13 protein-coding genes are annotated in these 17,217 nt (G+C 67.3%); 5 read left to right on the top strand and 8 right to left on the bottom strand.

Annotation, left to right across the window (positions count from 1 at the left end):
* Window positions 1–18 precede the first annotated feature (18 nt).
* Together mexN and mexM are read right to left on the bottom strand one after the other, a co-directional pair.
* On the bottom strand, window positions 19–3,129 hold the full coding sequence (gene mexN / locus HMPREF3014_RS06800; protein ID WP_023087618.1) for a multidrug efflux RND transporter permease subunit MexN: 3,111 nt from the start codon (window positions 3,127–3,129) through the stop codon (window positions 19–21).
* Complete coding sequence (mexM, locus tag HMPREF3014_RS06795) at window positions 3,126–4,283, bottom strand: multidrug efflux RND transporter periplasmic adaptor subunit MexM (RefSeq protein ID WP_023084455.1); 1,158 nt, start codon at window positions 4,281–4,283, stop codon at window positions 3,126–3,128. Before mexM ends, mexN begins: the two co-directional genes overlap by 4 nt.
* 180 nt (window positions 4,284–4,463) lie before the next feature.
* Here mexM and lapG point away from each other — a divergent pair, with 180 nt between their 5' ends.
* Window positions 4,464–5,177, top strand: coding sequence for a cysteine protease LapG (gene lapG / locus HMPREF3014_RS06790; RefSeq protein WP_003083022.1), 714 nt, complete (start codon window positions 4,464–4,466; stop codon window positions 5,175–5,177).
* Window positions 5,178–7,130, top strand: a complete 1,953-nt coding sequence (gene lapD, locus HMPREF3014_RS06785; RefSeq protein ID WP_003122949.1) for a cyclic di-GMP receptor LapD — start codon at window positions 5,178–5,180, stop codon at window positions 7,128–7,130.
* A 106-nt stretch (window positions 7,131–7,236) separates the two neighbouring features.
* On the opposite strand, the gene lasI is transcribed toward lapD, so the two are convergent.
* Window positions 7,237–7,842: an acyl-homoserine-lactone synthase LasI gene (lasI, locus tag HMPREF3014_RS06780; RefSeq protein ID WP_003083017.1), complete on the bottom strand. Its 606-nt coding sequence runs from the start codon at window positions 7,840–7,842 to the stop codon at window positions 7,237–7,239.
* 131 nt (window positions 7,843–7,973) lie between these two features.
* On the opposite strand from lasI, the gene rsaL reads away from it, so the two are divergent.
* Complete coding sequence (rsaL, locus tag HMPREF3014_RS06775; RefSeq protein ID WP_003083010.1) at window positions 7,974–8,216, top strand: quorum-sensing transcriptional regulator RsaL; 243 nt, start codon at window positions 7,974–7,976, stop codon at window positions 8,214–8,216.
* Here rsaL and lasR read toward each other — a convergent pair.
* The 3 genes from lasR to HMPREF3014_RS06760 all read right to left on the bottom strand — a co-directional run bounded on the left by lasR (window position 8,206) and on the right by HMPREF3014_RS06760 (window position 12,681).
* The gene (gene lasR / locus HMPREF3014_RS06770) at window positions 8,206–8,925 is read right to left on the bottom strand and encodes a transcriptional regulator LasR (protein ID WP_003082999.1); all 720 of its coding nucleotides are present in this window, start codon (window positions 8,923–8,925) and stop codon (window positions 8,206–8,208) included. The two genes, rsaL and lasR, sit on opposite strands and share 11 nt — an antisense overlap.
* A gap of 450 nt (window positions 8,926–9,375) precedes the next feature.
* Window positions 9,376–12,084 (bottom strand): cation-transporting P-type ATPase, encoded by a 2,709-nt coding sequence (locus HMPREF3014_RS06765; protein WP_023087619.1) that lies wholly within the window; start codon window positions 12,082–12,084, stop codon window positions 9,376–9,378.
* A gap of 165 nt (window positions 12,085–12,249) precedes the next feature.
* Window positions 12,250–12,681: an acetyltransferase gene (locus tag HMPREF3014_RS06760; protein WP_003140292.1), complete on the bottom strand. Its 432-nt coding sequence runs from the start codon at window positions 12,679–12,681 to the stop codon at window positions 12,250–12,252.
* A gap of 259 nt (window positions 12,682–12,940) precedes the next feature.
* Between HMPREF3014_RS06760 and HMPREF3014_RS06755 the strand changes: the two genes are divergently transcribed.
* On the top strand, window positions 12,941–14,530 hold the full coding sequence (locus tag HMPREF3014_RS06755) for a hypothetical protein (RefSeq protein ID WP_023087620.1): 1,590 nt from the start codon (window positions 12,941–12,943) through the stop codon (window positions 14,528–14,530).
* Here HMPREF3014_RS06755 and HMPREF3014_RS06750 read toward each other — a convergent pair.
* Window positions 14,496–16,112, bottom strand: a complete 1,617-nt coding sequence (locus HMPREF3014_RS06750; RefSeq protein ID WP_073647862.1) for an ATP-binding cassette domain-containing protein — start codon at window positions 16,110–16,112, stop codon at window positions 14,496–14,498. The two genes, HMPREF3014_RS06755 and HMPREF3014_RS06750, sit on opposite strands and share 35 nt — an antisense overlap.
* A 196-nt stretch (window positions 16,113–16,308) precedes the next feature.
* Here HMPREF3014_RS06750 and HMPREF3014_RS06745 point away from each other — a divergent pair, with 196 nt between their 5' ends.
* Entirely contained in the window at window positions 16,309–16,644 is a 336-nt protein-coding gene (locus HMPREF3014_RS06745) for a hypothetical protein (RefSeq protein ID WP_003087031.1), read from the top strand.
* Here the strand turns inward: HMPREF3014_RS06745 and HMPREF3014_RS06740 are convergent.
* On the bottom strand, window positions 16,602–17,213 hold the full coding sequence (locus tag HMPREF3014_RS06740; RefSeq protein WP_019484685.1) for a tRNA-uridine aminocarboxypropyltransferase: 612 nt from the start codon (window positions 17,211–17,213) through the stop codon (window positions 16,602–16,604). The genes HMPREF3014_RS06745 and HMPREF3014_RS06740 overlap by 43 nt on opposite strands.
* Window positions 17,214–17,217 lie beyond the last annotated feature (4 nt).

The following is a 17,217-nucleotide window of genomic DNA, read 5'->3' as shown; positions in this document are numbered from 1 at the left end:
AGCCGCGTCCGTTACGCCTCATGTCGCCGTCGCCCCAGCGGTTCCGCCGTCCGAGGTCGTCGTCCCGCGCCGGTGGAACAGCCGCTCCAGGGCCAGGTATACCACCGGCGTGCTGAACAGGGTCAGCACCTGGCTCACCAGCAGCCCGCCGACCACCGCGATGCCCAGAGGCTGGCGCAGCTCGGAACCGGTGCCGAAGCCGATCATCAGGGGTATCGCGCCCAGCAGCGCGGCCAGGGTGGTCATCATGATCGGCCGGAAACGGGTCAGGCAGGCCTGGTAGATCGCCTGCTCCGCGTTCATGCCCTGCTCGCGCTGGGCGACGATGGCGAAGTCGACCATGAGGATGCCGTTCTTCTTGACGATGCCGATCAGCAGCACGATGCCGATCAGCGCCATGATCGAGAAGTCCTGGCCCCAGGCCCAGAGCAGGAACACCGCGCCGATCCCCGCCGAGGGCAGGGTCGAGAGGATCGTCAGCGGATGTACGAAACTCTCGTAGAGCACGCCGAGGATGATGTACACCGCGATCAGCGCGGCGAGGATCAGCAGCGGTTGCGAGGCCAGCGAGCTCTGGAAGGCCTGCGCCGCGCCCTGGAACACGCCGATAATGGTCGAGGGCATGCCGATCTCCTCCTGGGCGCGCTGCACCGCCTGCACCGCCTCGCCGAGGGACACCCCGGCAGCCAGGTTGAAGGACAGGTTGACCGCCGGGAACATGCCGTTGTGGTTGATCTGCAGCGGCCCGGAGCGCGGCGCCGCGACCTTGGCGATGGCCGACAGCGGGACCATCTCGCCGCTCAGCGGCGAGCGCAGGTAGAACCAGTCCAGGCTTTCCGCGCGGCCGCGCTGGCGCGCATCGAGTTCGAGGACCACCTTGTACTGGTTGACCTCGGTCTGGTACTCGCCGACCTGGCGCTGGCCGAAGGCGTCGTAGAGGGTCTGGCTGACATCCTCGGCGCTGAGGCCGAAACGCGCCGCGGCCACCCGGTCGATGTCCAGCGCGGTGACGCTGGCGCCGACCTGCAGGTCGTTGGACACATCCATCAGCCCCGGCACCTGCTTCAGGCGCTCGGTGAGGCGTTGCGCCCAGAGCGCCAGCTGGGTGCTGTCGCTGCTGCGCAGGGCGTACTGGTACTGGGTCCGCGAGGGTCCGGAACTGAGGTTGATGTCCTGCGCCGCGCGCAGGTAGAGCATGATTCCCGGCACCTTCGCCAGTTGCGGGCGCAGCCGGTCGATGAACTCGCCGACCGAGACATCGCGCTCGCCACGGTCCTTGAGGACGATCCAGAAACGTCCGTTGGCCAGGCTCTGGCTACCGCCGGTGACGCCCACCGCATGGTTGTAGCTCTGCACCGCCGGGTCGCTGGCGATGATCTCGGCCAGTTGCCGGTGCTTGGCGACCATGTCGTCGTAGGAGATATCCTCGGCAGCCTGGCTCGTGCCGAAGACGAAGGCGGTGTCCTGCAAGGGGAAGAAACCCTTGGGAATCCCGACGTAGCCGGCCACCGCCACCAGCACGGTAAAGGCGAAGCCGACCAGCATCAGCCGCTGGTGCCCGAGCGCCCAGCGCAGGCCGCGTTCGTAGCCGCCGGTCAGCCATTCGGCGAAGCCCTTTCTCGGCGCGTCGGCATGCCGCAATGCCGGCATGAAGCGCGAAGCCAGCATCGGCGCCAGGGTCAGCGAAGCGAGCACCGAGATCAGGATCGCCACCGTCACGCTGACCGCGAATTCGCGGAACAGCCGGCCGACGATCCCGCCCATGAACAGCAGGGGAATGAACGCGGCGATCAGCGAGAAGCTGATGGAAATCACGGTAAAGCCGATCTCCGCCGCGCCCTTGAGCGCCGCCTCGACCTTCGAGGCGCCCGCTTCCAGGTGTCGGTGGATGTTCTCCACGACCACGATGGCGTCGTCGACGATGAAGCCGACGGCGATGATCAGCGCCACCAGGGTCAGGTTGTTGAGGGTGAAACCGAGCACGTACATCGCCGCGAAGCTGGCGCTCAGGGACACCGCCAGCACCGTGGCGACGATCAGGGTCGCCGACAGCTGGCGGAGGAACAGGCCCATCACCAGCACCACCAGGCCAATGGTCAGCAGCAGGGTCAGTTCGACCTCGTGCAGCGACGAGCGGATGGTCCGGGTGCGATCGTTGAGCACGTCTACCTCGATGGTCGCCGGGAGCATCTCGCGCAGGCGCGGCAATGCGGCCTGGATCGCGTCGGCGGTATCGACGATGTTCGCCCCAGGCTGGCGGAGGATCACCAGTGCCACCCCGGGCACCCCGTTCGGCCAGGCCTGCACGTAGTCGTCCTCGGGCGCCGAGACGATCCGCGCCACGTCCTTGAGGAACACCGGCGCGCCCTGGCGGTAGGCGACCACCAGGTCGTCATAGTCGCTGGCGTTGAACAACTGGTCGTTGGCCGCGAGGGTCGACACCCGCCCCTCGCCGTAGAGCGCGCCCTTGGCCAGGTTGACGCTGGCCGACTGCAACGACTGGCGCAGGTCGGCCAGGGTCAGCTGGTAGGCGGCGAGCTTCTCCGGCTGGGCCTGGATGCGGATCGCCGGGCGCTGCTGGCCGACCACGAAGATCTGCCCCACGCCGTTCACCTGGCTGAGCTGGCGGGCGAGGATGGTCTCGGCGTAATCGCTGAGTTCGATCAGCGGCATCATCTCCGAGTTGACCCGCAGGATCATGATCGGGCTGTCCGCCGGGTTGACCTTGCGCCAGGTCGGCAGGTTCGGCATGTCCACCGGCAGCCGCCCCGCCGCGGCGTTGATCGCCGCCTGGACCTCCTGGGCGGCGACGTCGATGCTCTTGTCGAGGCTGAACTGCAGGGTCAGGGTGGTGGTGCCCAGGGCGCTGCTGGAAGTCATCTCGGTGATCCCGGGAATCGCGCTGAACTGCACTTCCAAGGGGGTGGCCACCGACGAGGCCATGGTTTCCGGGCTACCGCCGGGCAGCAAGGCGTTGATCTGGATGGTCGGGAAGTCCGCCTCCGGCAACGGCGCCACACCGAGCCGGAGGAACGCCAGCAGCCCCAGCAGCAGCGAGGCCAGGGTCAGCAGCGCGGTGGCGATCGGGTGCCGTACGCACCAGCCGGAAATCCCGGCGCGCGGCGTCACGGCTGCCGCTCCGCCGCCTGAGCCAGGCTCGGGCGCGGCTCCTGGATATCGACCAGGGCGCCGGGCATCAGCCGCGAGTGGCCGTCCACCACCACCTGGTCACCGCTGGCCAGGCCTTCCACCACACTGAGGCCGTCGATGTCCTGGAGCACCCGCACTGGCACCGCCTCGACCCGGTCGGCGGCGACCCGGTAGACGAAATTACCCTCCAGGCCGCGGCGCACCGCCTTGCTCGACAGCACCAACTGGTCGCGCCGGACCCCGGTGTGCAGGCTCACCGCGACGAACTGCCCGGGCCAGAGCCGGGCCTGGCGGTTATCGAAGGAGGCGCGCACGCGGATGGTACCGGTGGAACTGTCGATCTGGTTGTCGATGGTCAGCAACCGGCCCTCGCCCAGCGCGCTCCCGCCGTCGCGGCTGTAGGCGCGCACCGCCGCCTCGCCGCCGAGCAGCGCCTGCAACTGGGGCAACTGTTCCTGTTGCAGGGAGAAGACTACGGAGATCGGTGCGATCTGGGTCACGCTGAACAGGCCGAGACTGTCGCCGACCCGCACCAGGTTGCCGACATCGACGTTGCGGATACCGACCTTGCCGGATACCGGCGAGGTGATCCGGGTGTAGGACAGGCGCACCCGCTCGGCGTTGATGGTGGCATCGTTGGCCTTCAGGGTCGCGCGCAACTGGTCGACCGTCGCCTGCTGCTGGTCCAGCAGTTGGCGTGACACCGCACGCTCGGCATACAGGCTGCGGTAGCGTTGCAGGTCCTGCTCGGCGGATTTCAGCTGGGCCTGGTTGCTCGCCCTGGAGGCCTGCGCCTGCTCCAGCGCGGCGACGACGGCGCGGTCATCGATGGTCGCCAGCAACTCGCCCGCCTCGACCATCTGCCCTTCGCTCACCAGCAGGCGGGTCAACTGGCCGTCGATCTGGGTGCGGATCACCACGTTGTGCAACGAAGTCACCGTGCCGATGCCGCTGACCTGTTGCTCGACGTCGCGCCGCTCCACCCGCGCCACGTTCACCGGGACCCTGGCCGGCGCGGGCGCCGCCTTCGCCCCGGCGTCGCCGCCGAGCCATGCCCAACCGCCGAAGGCGACCAGGCCCGCCGCCAGCACGCCCACCAGGACCCGTCCCCCACTACTGCGCAACGCCTGCATCTGTCCACCTTTCCCAGTAGCCGGCCTCGCGCGGCCGACTTCGTTCTTCTTTATAAGCAGCGCAGCGGGACCCCACCCTGACCCCTGAATGACAATCCTGTCAGTTTCGCCGGACACCCCGCGCTGGCAGGCCGCCCGGCGCTCTCGTAGACTTCGCTGAGTCCTTCCGGAGCCCGCTCGATGTCCCCAACCCCCGGCGCCCGCCGGCCCTGCCCCAGGGCCTACGCCCCCTGGCTGCTGTCGCTGGCGGCGACATTGCTGCTGGCAGTCGGCGCGGCGCTGGCGCAGTGGGACCTGGAGTCGATACTGAGCCGTGCCGAGCAGCGCTACGGCGAGCTGGGCGCGGCGAAATCACGCCTGGGCGACTGGGGCCGCCTGCTCGAACAGGGCGGCACGCTCGACGAAGCAGCCAAGCTGCGCGCGGTCAACGACTTCTTCAACCGGTCGCTGCGTTTCACCGACGACATCGAGATCTGGCAACAGGAAGACTATTGGGCGACTCCGGTCGAGGCGCTGGTCAAGGGCGCCGCCGACTGCGAGGACTACGCCATCGCCAAGTACGTGACCCTGCGTCGCCTCGGCGTCGCCAGCGACAAGCTGCGCATCACCTACGTCAAGGCCCTGCGCCTGAACCAGGCGCACATGGTGCTGACCTGGTACGCCAGCCCGGGCGCCGACCCACTGGTGCTGGACAACCTGATCGGCGAGATCCGCCCCGCTTCGCAACGTGACGACCTGTTGCCGGTGTACGCCTTCAATGCCGAGGGCCTCTGGCTGCCCGGCGCCGACGGCGGACGCCGGACCGGCGACAGCAAGAAGCTGTCGCGCTGGCAGGACCTGCTGACCAAGATGCGCGCCGAAGGCCTCGACCTCGACGCACCCAAGGAGGATTGAATGTCACTGCTCAAGCAATTGTTCCTCGCCATCTGCCTGTTCCTCGTCGTCGCCTTCAGCGGCAGCTTCGTCAGCAGCGTGGAGAACTCCCGCGAGCAGTTGCGCGGCCAGTTGCGCTCCCACGCCCAGGACGCCGCCACCGCCCTCGGCCTGTCCCTGACGCCACACGTGGACGACCCGGCGATGGTGCAACTGATGGTCAGCTCGATCTTCGACAGCGGCTACTTCGCCAGCATCCGGGTGATCGACATCAAGAGCGGCAAGCCGCTGGTCGAGCGCGTGCAAGCGCATGCCGAGCGTACGGTGCCCGGCTGGTTCGAACGCCTGGTGGATCTCCAGCCCCAGGGTGGCGACGCGCTGATCATGCGCGGCTGGGAACAGGCGGCGCGGGTCGAGGTGGTCAGCCATCCGCAATTCGCCCTGGCGCGCCTGTGGGACAGCGCCCTGGGCAGCCTCTACTGGTTGCTGGCCTGCGGCGCGGCGAGCCTGCTGCTTGGCGGCTGGCTGCTGCGCCGCCAACTGCGCCCGCTCGACCAGATGGTGCGCCAGGCCCATGCCATCAGCCGGCGGGAATTCCTCAGCCTGCCCAGGCTGCCGCGCACGCCGGAGCTGCGCCGCGTGGTGCAGGCGATGAACCAGATGGTGGAGAAACTTCGCACGCTGTTCGCCGAGGAGGCCGCGCGTAGCGACAAGCTACGCGCCCAGGCCTACCAGGACAGTCTCACCGGCCTGCCCAACCGGCGCCTGTTCGACGCCCGCCTCAACGAACAGCTGGGTGCCGGCGAGCACGAGCATGCCGGGCAGCTCCTGCTGCTGCGCCTGAACGACCTGAACGGGCTCAACCAGCGTCTCGGCGGGCAACGCACGGATGAATTGATCCAGGCGGTCGCCCGCTTGCTGGTCGACTCCTGCGGCCAGCAAGGGCGCACCGACTGGCTGCTGGCCCGCAGCCGCGGCGGCGAGTTCGCCGTGCTGGCTCCCGGTTGCTCCCGCGAGCAGGCCGAACGCCTGGCCGAGGAACTCTGCGAAGGCCTGGAGAACCTTGCTCGCACCGGTGCCAGCGATCTCACGCCGGTCGCCTATCTCGGTATCAGCGCGTTCGCCGAAGGCGACTCGCCCGCGGATCTCCTGGCCCGTGCCGACCAGGCCCTGGCCCAGGCCGAAAGCCAGCCCGCCCAGCCCTGGGCGAGCCAGGACGGCACCGCGCTCGCGGCGCTCAACGATAGCCAGGACTGGCACGACTGGATCGACCAGGCCCTGACGGAGCGCCGCCTGCTGCTCTATTTCCAGCCGGTGGTGGACTGCCTGGACACCCAGCGCGTCCTCCACCACAAGGTCCTCGCGCGTCTGCTCGACCCGCAGGCCACGGCCATCGCCGCCGGGCGCTTCCTGCCCTGGATAGAACGTTTCGGCTGGGCCGCGCGCCTGGACCTGGCGATGCTCGAACAGAGCCTGGAGCACCTGCGGCGCCATCCACGGCCGCTGGCGCTGAGCCTGTCGGCCGCCAGTGTCCGCAATGCGCAGACGTTTGCCCCGCTACTGGCCCTGCTCAAGGCGCATCCGCAGGAGGCGCGCCAGCTGACCCTGGAACTGGACGAGCGGCACCTGCCAGCCGCGGCCGAACTGGAACGCCTCAGCCAGGTCCTGCGCGAACTGGGCTGCGGTCTCGGCCTGCAGCATTTCGGCGGCCGCTTCAGCCTGATCGGCAACCTTACCCATCTGGGGCTGGCCTACCTCAAGCTGGACGGCTGCTACCTGCACGCCGTAGACCGGGAAGGCGACAAGCGGTTGTTCATAGAAGCGGTCTATCGCACCACCCACAGCATCGACCTGCCGTTGATCGCGGAACAGGTGGAAACCCTCGGTGAACTCGAAGTACTGCGGGAAATGGGCTTGCGTGGCGCCATGGGACGCCTGTTCGGCAGCCCGGCGCCCTGGTCCGGGGATGCCTGATAGCGAGTCCGGAGCGGGTCGGACTCGCTTTACAGCGGATTCGGCATCGACGCCAGGCGCTCCCTCTCCGACAGAGAACGCGCCGGCGCGAGCCGACAGATCCCCGTCATGAAACCGCCAGTCGCTGTTCCACCAGCACTCCCCCGTAAAGCGCGATCTGGGTCTTGGCATTGAGTTCGATGCGCAAGGCCACCGCGCGCTCGATGCCGATCTTCAGGTGCGGACCGAAGCGCGATACGTCCAGGCCGGCACGGATCATCATCTTCTCCACGCCTACGGTGGTTACCGTCACCAGCGTCTGGATGTCGTTCTGCAGGCTGTAGCGGGCCAGCGCGCGCATCGCCTCCAGCGTACAGTCGGAAAAGCCCAGCGAGCCTTTCTGTCCAGAGTTGATGGCGAAACGGCTGAGTTCCCAGATGTGCGGCGAGCAAGGTGCTTCCTTGCCGTGGAGAAGCTCCGGGAAGGTGTTCTTCAGCATGTAGGGGCCAGTGGTATCGAGAATTCGCCAGCAACCGAAAACCTGGGCTTCAGGAGTATCTTCCTGGATCAACATGTAATAAGGACTGAGTGCGTCATAACCATCGATTTCCATCTCGTCGATGACACTAACGTCCCAGCCTTTGCGCTCCTTGAACACTTGAGCACGCAACTTGTGCATCTCGCCCAGCAGTTTTTTATCGAACTCTTCGCGCCGACCAATTTGTACGATCATCTTCACTTCCTCCAAATAGGAAGCTGAAGAATTTATGCAAATTTCATAATTTTATAACTAGCAAATGAGATAGATTTCGGTGAACCCGGACCCTTGCTAGGCTCGAAGAAACGTCCGAAAAGATCAGAGCAATGGCTTCACACGAGAGAACACAGCCCCAAAACATGGCCTTCCGGGCAAAGGCCACCCGCACCGCCCGACGGGAAAGCCAGGAAACTTTCTGGAGCCGCTTCGGGATAAGCCAGTCCTGCGGCAGTCGTTTCGAGAATGGCGAGAACCTGCCCTTCCCTATATATCTGCTTTTGCATTTCTATATAGAAGGGCAAATTACCGATCGCCAGCTCGCCGACCTGAGAGGCAAGATCAGAGAGTAATAAGACCCAAATTAACAGCCATAATGGCCGCTACGCGGCGGGAGGTCACACCGAACTTCCGCCGAATATTTCCCATATGGAAGTTCACATTGGCTTCCGAGCAGTTGCAGATAACCGATATCTCCCAACTGGTCTTGCCGATGGCGCACCACTGCAACACTTCCTTCTCCCGGCTGGTCAGAACCACCGGTTTGCTGACCGGATGTTCGAAGGCCAGTCCGGCACCGCTCTGCAGTGCGTAGTCCTTGAGCATCCACAGGGTCGGCAGGACCGACTCCATGAAACGGTTGGCCTCGGCCCGGTTTTCCGCTTCCACGCTGAGGCTCAGCGCGCCGAGTTCGCCGCGAGCACCATGCAGCGGCATGGTCAGCCCATACACCAGGCCGGCGGCCGAGGCTTCCTCGAAGAACTCGTGCTGCTTTCGCGTCTGGTAGATGGACGGTTCCCAGAAAATCGGCAGTACGCTCTGGGTACAGTGACTGACCGTCGGGTCGACCCGCGCGTAGCCAGCCCGGTCGTAATGCTCGCGCCAGGCGGCCGGGTAGTTGCCGACGATGAAGGCGTTCTCGTAGTCCTGGCTGTCCTTAGGCAACAGGCCGAACAGGATCTTCGAGAATCCAAGGTCGCTCGCCATCTTCTGCAGGATGGCGCTCCACTCCAATTTTCCACTTGAGCGTTCCAGCTCAAGAAAACCGTCAACCAAGGCCATAGCGCTACGTTCTTCTTAAACTATTAACCAATCAGCCAAATATGGATTCGGCACCCGATATCCGGCACGTTGTACGGCAGTCCGAGAATCCCGGCTTCCTGCCGAGGCGCATGCGCCCGTGCCCGACGACCCCTGAAGATGTCCAGTCAGCCCACTCTATAGAGTTGGCGTTGTGCCGGAAAGGCACATTTCAGTCCCACTTAACAATAGACCGCAGCGTTTGATGCACCTAGTACGATACCCGTCCTAGAGGGTAAGCAAACGTTTAAATGTGATCTAGATCACATTTTATGCGAACTGAATACCCAGTCACACCTGGTCCCCGGGTTCACTGTCGGCCCATCGCCACGCGTGCGACCGCTCTCGGCCGGGCGATCCGAGGCGCAGACGTCTGTGCGCGGCGCACGCGCAAAGGCACAGCGCCGCGGCCAAGGGGGCGACCTCGCGGCGTCAGGCCTGCCGGGCACGGACCCGGCGACATAGCCACTTTTCCAGTTCGGCGACGCAGAACAGGCCGAGCCCGGCCAGCAGCACCCGCGCCCACTCGCCCGGGGCCAGGCCGACCGAGCCGAACAGCGCCTGCAACGGCGGCGCGTAGGTATAGAGCAGTTGCAGCACCACGCAAGCGGCGATCGCCAGCAAGACCTGGCGGTTGCCGAACAGGCCCTCGCGGCTGAGCACCGAATCGTAGATATGCCGGCTGTTGAGCAGGTAGAACATCTCGCACACCACCACGCTGTTCACCGCCATGGTCCGCGCGCTCTCCAGCCCGGTGCCATGCTCCAGCTCCCAGAGGAACAGGCCCAGGGCGCCCGCCATCATCAGCAGCGAGACCAGCAGCACCCGCCAGACGAAGAACAGCGACAACAGGGGCTCCGCCGGCGGACGCGGCGGACGCTGCATCAGGCCGCGCTCGGCCGGATCGAAGGCCAGCGCCAGGCCCAGGGTGCTGGAGGTGACCATGTTGATCCAGAGGATCTGCGCCGGTGTCATCGGCAGGGTCAACTGGAACAGGATCGCGGCGATCACGATCAGCGCCTCGCCACCGTTGGTCGGCAGCATGAAGAGGATGAATTTCTTCAGGTTGTCGTAGACCGCCCTTCCCTCGCGCACGGCATTGGCGATGGTGGCGAAATTGTCGTCGGCGAGGACCACCTCGGCCGCCTCCTTGGCCGCCTCGGTGCCCTTGTTGCCCATCGCTACGCCGACGTCGGCGCGCTTCAGCGCCGGCGCATCGTTGACCCCGTCGCCGGTCATCGCCACCACCTCGCCGCTGGCCTGCAGGGCCTGCACCAGGCGCAGCTTGTGCTCGGGGCTGGCGCGGGCGAACACATCGACGCCCGGCAGCACTTCGCGCAGGCGCTGGTCGTCGAGCAGTTCGATCTCCGCGCCGGTCAGCGCCGGCCGGTCGATGCCGATCCCGAGCATGGCGCCGATCGCCCGCGCGGTGTCGACGTGGTCACCAGTGATCATCTTCACCGCGATACCCGCCGCCTGGCATTCGGCGACCGCGGCCACGGCCTCCTCGCGCGGCGGATCGATGATGCCCACCAGGGCCAGCAGGGTGAAGCCATGTTCCACGTCGGCGAAATCCAGCGTGCGCTGCTCCGCCGGCATCGCCCGTCGGGCGATGGCCAGCAGGCGCAGGCCGCGAGCGGCGGTGTCGGTGGCCAGGCGCCGCCAGTAATCCGGGTCCAGCGGCCGCACCGAGTCGCCCACCCGTTCAGCCTCGCACATGTCGAGGATGCGCTCCGGCGCGCCCTTCAGGTAGACCATCGCCTGGCCCGCGTGGTCGTGGTGCAGGGTGGCCATGAAGCGATGCTCGGACTCGAACGGAATCGCATCGCTGCGTGGCCGTTCCGCCGCCAGCGCCTGCGGATCGAGGCCCAGCTTGAGGCCGAGGCTGAGCAGCGCGCCTTCGGTGGGGTCGCCCTCCAGTTGCCATGCCTCGCCCTCCTGGTGCAGGCGCGCCTCGTTGCACAACAGCGCCGCACGACCGATCTCCTGCAGATCGTCGCGTCCGGCGGGATCGAGGCCTTCGCCGTTGTGGCTGAAACCACCCAGCGGAGCGTAGCCGGCGCCGCTGACCTCGATCACCTGGTCGGCGGTGACGATACGCTGCACGGTCATCTCGTTGCGGGTCAGGGTGCCGGTCTTGTCCGAGCAGATCACCGTCACCGAACCCAGCGTCTCCACCGCCGGCAGGCGGCTGACGATGGCGTTGCGCCGGGCCATGCGCTGTACGCCGAGGGCGAGGATCACCGTCATGATCGCCGGCAGCCCCTCGGGAATCGCCGAGGCGGTCAGCGCCACCACCAGCATGAACATGTCCACCATCGGCTGGCCCTGCCAGAGGGTGCCGAGGACGAAGGTGGCGCCGGCCAGCAGCAGGATCGCCAGGGCCAGCCAGCGACTGAAGCTGGCGATCTGTCGCAGCAGCGGAGTGGCCAGGGTGCGGACTTCGCGCAACAGCGTACCGATCCGGCCCAGTTCGGTATCCCCGGCGGTGGCGACCACCACTCCGCGCGCCTGGCCGCTGGTCACCAGGGTGCCGGAATAGGCCATGCAACGGCGGTCGCCGAGCAGCGCGTCGATGGCCACCGCGACGCAGCCCTTCTCCACCGGCACCGACTCACCGGTCAGGGCCGACTCGTCGACATGGCAGTTCTTCGTTTCGAACAGCCGCAGGTCGGCCGGCACCCGGTCGCCGGAGGCCAGCAGCACCACGTCGCCCGGTACCAGGCGTTCAGCGTCCAGCGCCTGGCGCTGGCCGTCGCGCAGGACCAGGGCATGCAGCGAAAGCATGTCGCGGATGGCGTCCAGCGCGTTGGCCGCCTTGCCCTCCTGGACGAAACCGATCAGCGCGTTGACCACCACCGCCAGGAGGATTACCGCACTGTCCACCCAGAAGCCGAGCAGCGCGGTGACCAGCGAGGCGAACAGCATCATGTACAGCAGGACGTTGTGGAACTGCCGCAGCAAGCGCAGCAGCGGCCCCTGGCGTTTCGGCGCGGGCAACCGGTTGTAGCCGTGCGCCGCCAGGCGGCGGGCGGCCTCGTCCGCGTCCAGGCCGGCGGCGGAGCTGTGCAATCGTTCCAGCACCCGTTGCGGCGGGCTGGCATGGGCGTCGCGGGAAGACAGGGGTGGGATGCCGTTCATGGGATTCCTGCGCCTCGTTCTGATGAACAGAACTATCGGGCAGGCCTGCGCCGCAACGTTTGACCTGTCTCAAACGGATGCTTGCAGTTGAAAGCATCTGGCCGGGGAAAACTTTTCCGGATGTTGCGCGGCACCTCGCCCCACGTGGCGAGGTGCCGCGCCCTCCTAGAGGCTCATGTGCAGCAGCGGGAACGGCCGCCCCGCCGAGTCGGTCGCGGAGCGGCCGGTCTGGCGGAACCCATAGTGTCGATAGAAACCGCAGGCCTGCGGGTTCTGCTCGTTGACATCGACGCTCAGGCGCGGCCAGGTCGCCCGCGCATGATCGAGCAGGCGTCGGCCGATACCCCGGCCGCGCAGCCCGGGTTCGACGAAGAGCATCTCGACATGCGTCTGGTTCAGGCCAATGAAGCCCTGGGCCACGCCGTCGTCGTCGACCAGCACCCAGACCTCGACGGCCGGCAGGTACAGGTCGCGGACCTGTGGGTAAAGCTCGACGATGTCCGCTTCACTGAGAAAGTCGTGGGTCGCGCGGACGGAACGTTCCCACAGGTCGACCAATGCCGTGTTGTCGGCGTCGACGCGCTTGCGAATGTGCATGCTGGATTCCTTTATCCGAAAGATTCCAGGTAGAACGAAAGGCAGCCGCAACCGCCAGGCCGGGCGCCACGCTGAGGTTCGTCGTCTGGATGCCCGTGGCGCGAATCAACGCATGGACGGTGCACAGCGGCGACGACGAGGGAGGAAGGGAGCGCCATCCTAGAAGAAAACGACTGGTCGGAACAGCCGCTCTTCCCATGCTTTTCCCGAAACGACGAATGAACGACACTGCGCCCGACTCTCTTTCCCGGTATCGCCCATGCCCAACTCCCCGCTTCCTTCCGGCCGCAGGCTGCCCGCTTGCGCCTTCGCCGACATCGGCGAGCCCTGCGCCGTGTTCCAGGCTCCCGGCGGCGCGCTCCTCGCGGTGGCCAGCGCCTTTCATGGGCAACACCCGGGCCGACAGCTCGACGTCTACGAACAGAGCCTGCGCCTGTACCGCGGCGGCGACCTCGAATGCATCGCCGTCCTGCCGGACCTGGGCTTTCCGCTCAACGCCATCGCCTGGCACCCGAGCCGGCCCGTACTGGTGATCGGCGGCGGACGCTACGACGGCGGCGCCTTCTTCGAAGGCGGTCTGCTGGCCTGGGACTACGCGAGCGGCAAGACCCAATCGCTGCTCGCCGACAACCGCGAAGTGCTCGCCTGCGACTTCGAGGACGACGGCCGGCGCCTGACCTTCACCGTCGCCCCCAGCGACGACCTGGAGGACCGACCGTTGTTCCGCCAGCGCCATTCGCTAGCCTTTCCGGTCGACGCCCCACTGGTGCTGGACGACCTGCCCGGCACCCGCCTGCCCTTCGACTGGGCCCTCTACCCTGCCTCGACACAACGCGAAGCAGCGCTGCCGATCCTGGAAAACCTCGCCCTGGGCAAAGATCGGCGGTTCCTGCATCGTCCACCGGTGTGGGACCTGTGCTTTCTCGACGGACAACGCCTGGCCATCGCCCGCGCCAACCCCCGGCTCGAGCTCTGGAATCTGGCCGACGACAGCCTGCGCAGCTTCGAACTGGCCGAACGGGGCCAGTGCCTGCAGGTCTTCCATAACGCCACGGACGACAGCCTGCTGGTCAATCTGCAACTCGGGTATGCCGCCCAGCGACTGTTCAAGGTGCCGCTGACACCGGGACAACCGCTGCTCCTGAGCGACTGCCGCCATCTGCTGGCGCAATCCGCCCAAGGCGGTTTTCTCGCCCGCCAGATCGCCCTCGAGGGCAAAGACCTGGAAGACCTCGTGCTCGACCCGGCCGGCCGGATCATCCACAGGCGCCGTCTCGGACACTACGACCTGTTCAACCATCATCTGCGCATCGACCGTGGCGAAGCCTTCTTCTACCTGGCCGGCAATCCGCCGGAGCAGCACCAGGACAAGGGCCTGTTCCGCCTCGACCCGCAGACCTTCAAGACCTGCGAAGTGCTACGCCTGGAGCGCCACCCGGAGCACTTCAACAACCTGCACGGCTGCCTGCTGGGCAATCGCCTGCTGCTCAACGCCAAGGTCTACAACTCGCCGCATCACGCCTACGGTACCCAGCGCCTGACCTGCTACGACCTGGAGAGCCGCGGCACGCTCTGGGGCGCGACCCTGTCCGCCCAGGTCAGCGCCTTCGCGCCGTTGCCCGGCGGACAATGGATCGCACTGGCGCTGGTCGATGGTCAGGTCGAGGTACGCGACCTCGCCAGCGGCGAATGTCGCTGGCGCTACCGCACGGCAGACGCCATACCGCTGTGCCTGGCAGTCAGCGACAAACTCCTCGCCATCGGTTTCAGCCACGGCGGAGTCAGCCTCCTGCAGGTCGCGGCGGATGGCCAGCTCATCGGTCCTCCAGGCGCCAACCCGCGGCAGTAGCCCGCAGTTCGCCGTCCAGCGCCAGGTGGCGGAGAAACACCGGGTCGTGGGACACCACCAGCAAGGCCCCACGGTACTGCCCGAGCATGCTTTCCAGGGCCTGCCGCGCAGCCAGGTCGAGGTGGTTGTCCGGTTCGTCGAGCAGTAGCAGCTGCGCCGGCCGGTCGGCGTAGAGCACCAGGGCCAGGGCCGCCTTCAGGCGTTCGCCGCCGCTCAGCGTCGCGCACGGCTGGGCGAGCCGTTCAGCCGGCAAGCCGAGTTGCGCCAGGCGCGTGCGCAGCCAGCTTTCGCCGCGACTGCGATTGACCTCCAGCAACTGCTCCAGCACGCCTCGCCCGTGGTCCAGCACGCTCAGCCGCTGGTCGAGATAGGCGGCGCCCACCGTCACCGCGCAGGTTCCCGCCAGCGGCGCCCGTTGCCCGGCCAGAAGCCGCAGCAGGGTCGACTTGCCGCTGCCGTTCGGGCCGACCAGCGCCAGCCGTCGCGGACCGCTCAGGAGCAGGTCGATTTCGCGCAACGGCCCGCACAGATGCGGCAGGACCGCGCCCTTCAACTCGACGATCCGGCGCTGTGCCGCCAGTTCGGCATCGGGCGAATCGAGCAGCAGCGGCGACGCCTCCTCGACCTCCCGGGCAGCCTCGCGCACCTCGCGGTCGAGACGCTCGCGCTCCGCCTGGTGGGCGTTGCGCAGCTTGCCGGCGCTGACCTCGCTACGTTCCCTGAACCCACCGAGCAGGATCTTCGCCTGGTTCGCCGTCTTGCCTTCGCGCCGGCCGCTGGCCTGGCGCCGCTCCTGGCGCTGCTGCTGTTCGCGCATGGCCAGGGTCTGCCGCTTGCGCTCCAGACGACGCTGGTCCAGGCGACGTTCGGCGGCCTCGCGCGCCTCCTCCCGGCTCTGCGCGTAGAAGGAATAGCCGCCGCCATAGCTGCGCAGGCCGAGGGTCGACAGCTCGACGATCCGCTGCATGCCCTCCAGCAGTTCGCGGTCATGGCTGACCAGCAGCAGGCCGCCGTCCCATGCCGCCAGGCGCGCCCGCAGCAAAGCGCGTGCCGGCCCGTCGAGAGGGTTGCTCGGTTCGTCGAGGATGAGAAAGTCGGCGTCGTCGAGGAATGCGCCGAGCAGCGCTACGCGCATGCATTCGCCGCCGCTCAGGCGTTCGCTCGGGGTGTCCGCGCGGAGATGGCCGAGCCCCTCGGCGGCCAGGGCGTCGGCCAGGCGTTGGCGGATGTCCCAGCGCTCGCCCAGGCATTCGTAGTCGGCGGCGTCGAGGCTACCCGCCTCGATCCGCGCCAGCGCCTCCAGCCATGGGCGGACGCCGGCCAGATCGGCGACGGTCGGATACTCGGCCGGATCGAGCTGCTGCGCCAGGTAGCGCACGCGCCCCTGGCGCCGGACGCTGCCGCTGGACGGCTGCAAGTGTCCGGCGAGCAGGCGCGCGAGCAGCGACTTGCCGACGCCGTTGCGTCCCACCAGCCCGGTGTGCCGGGTGTCGAAGGTTTCGTCGAGATCGGAAAACAGAAGGCTGCCGTCCGGCAGCTGGAAAGAGACGCCATCGAGCGCCAGGGTCGACGTATTCGTCATGGATACCCCCTTGATGCCATGCATTCCCCCGGGCCCTCGGGCCAGGGACGGAAAACCGGCCGTGCGGACACGGCAGCATCAAGTGCGCATCGGACGAACACCTCGTAAGGAAGGAAAGACCGCGGCAGTCTACTCCGCCCATGCGGTCCCGCCAATCGGGCATACTTTTCGCTTTCGACAGACACGACCGACCGACATGGCCAGACTGCGCATCGCCGAACTCTTCGAACGGGAACCCTCGCGCTGGGGCGGCCGTGGCGACCCCTACCTCTGGCAGGAAATGGCCGGGCAACTGGCGGACGCGCCCTGGCCGGCCTCCGCCGCGGCCCTGGAACGCCTGCTCGGCGAGACCTTCGAGCGCCTCAGCGGCCATCCGCTGGAATACGATGCCCTGATCTACCTCGCGCGCCACGCCCACGGCGGCATGTCCAGCGGCATGGTCAGCCCGGAGTTCTGGCGCGAAACGGCGATCCCGGAACTGCTCGACCGCTATCGGCGGCGGCGCTCCTGGTTGAGATGGTTGCGCCGGTAGGTATCCTCACCCATCGCCGCGATCTGCCCCTCGATCAGGGCATCGAATGGCTTCAGCAGGGCTTCGTGGGTACGCGGCGCCTCCAGTTCGTCGAGCGCCGCGGCGATTGCCTCGATGGTCGACAGCGCGCCCTCTCCCGGCGCCTTGCGCAGGCGATAACGCGACGCCATGCCTTCGGCCAGGCTCACCCGCGGCAGGGCCGCCAGGGCCGGGTTCAGGTGCAGCAGCTTGCGCGCCTTGCGCCAGGTGCCGTCCGGCACCACCAGCAGGAGGGGCTCGCCGGCGGCCTCGGCGGCCATCGCCGCCAGCGCTCGCGCCTGCTCGCCGGGAAACAGCAGGCAGGCCCGGTAGCCCGGCACTCGCCAGGTCTCCTCGGCGAAACGCTCGCCGACCCGCAATTCCGCATTGCGCAAGCCGAGCACGGCCAACCCTGCGGTATTCAGCGCGTGCCCGACCTCGCTGGGGTGCTGCAGGACCAGCACCCGCGTACGCGACGGCAAGGAGGGAATCAATGCGCAGAGGCAGTGGCTGGCGGGGCGAGCGCAACGCTCGCAGCGGATACGTGACATGGGA

This window comes from Pseudomonas sp. HMSC065H01 (assembly GCF_001815235.1).
GTDB classification, from domain to species: Bacteria; Pseudomonadota; Gammaproteobacteria; order Pseudomonadales; family Pseudomonadaceae; genus Pseudomonas; species Pseudomonas aeruginosa.
This window is presented reverse-complemented; position numbering and strand designations above follow the sequence as displayed.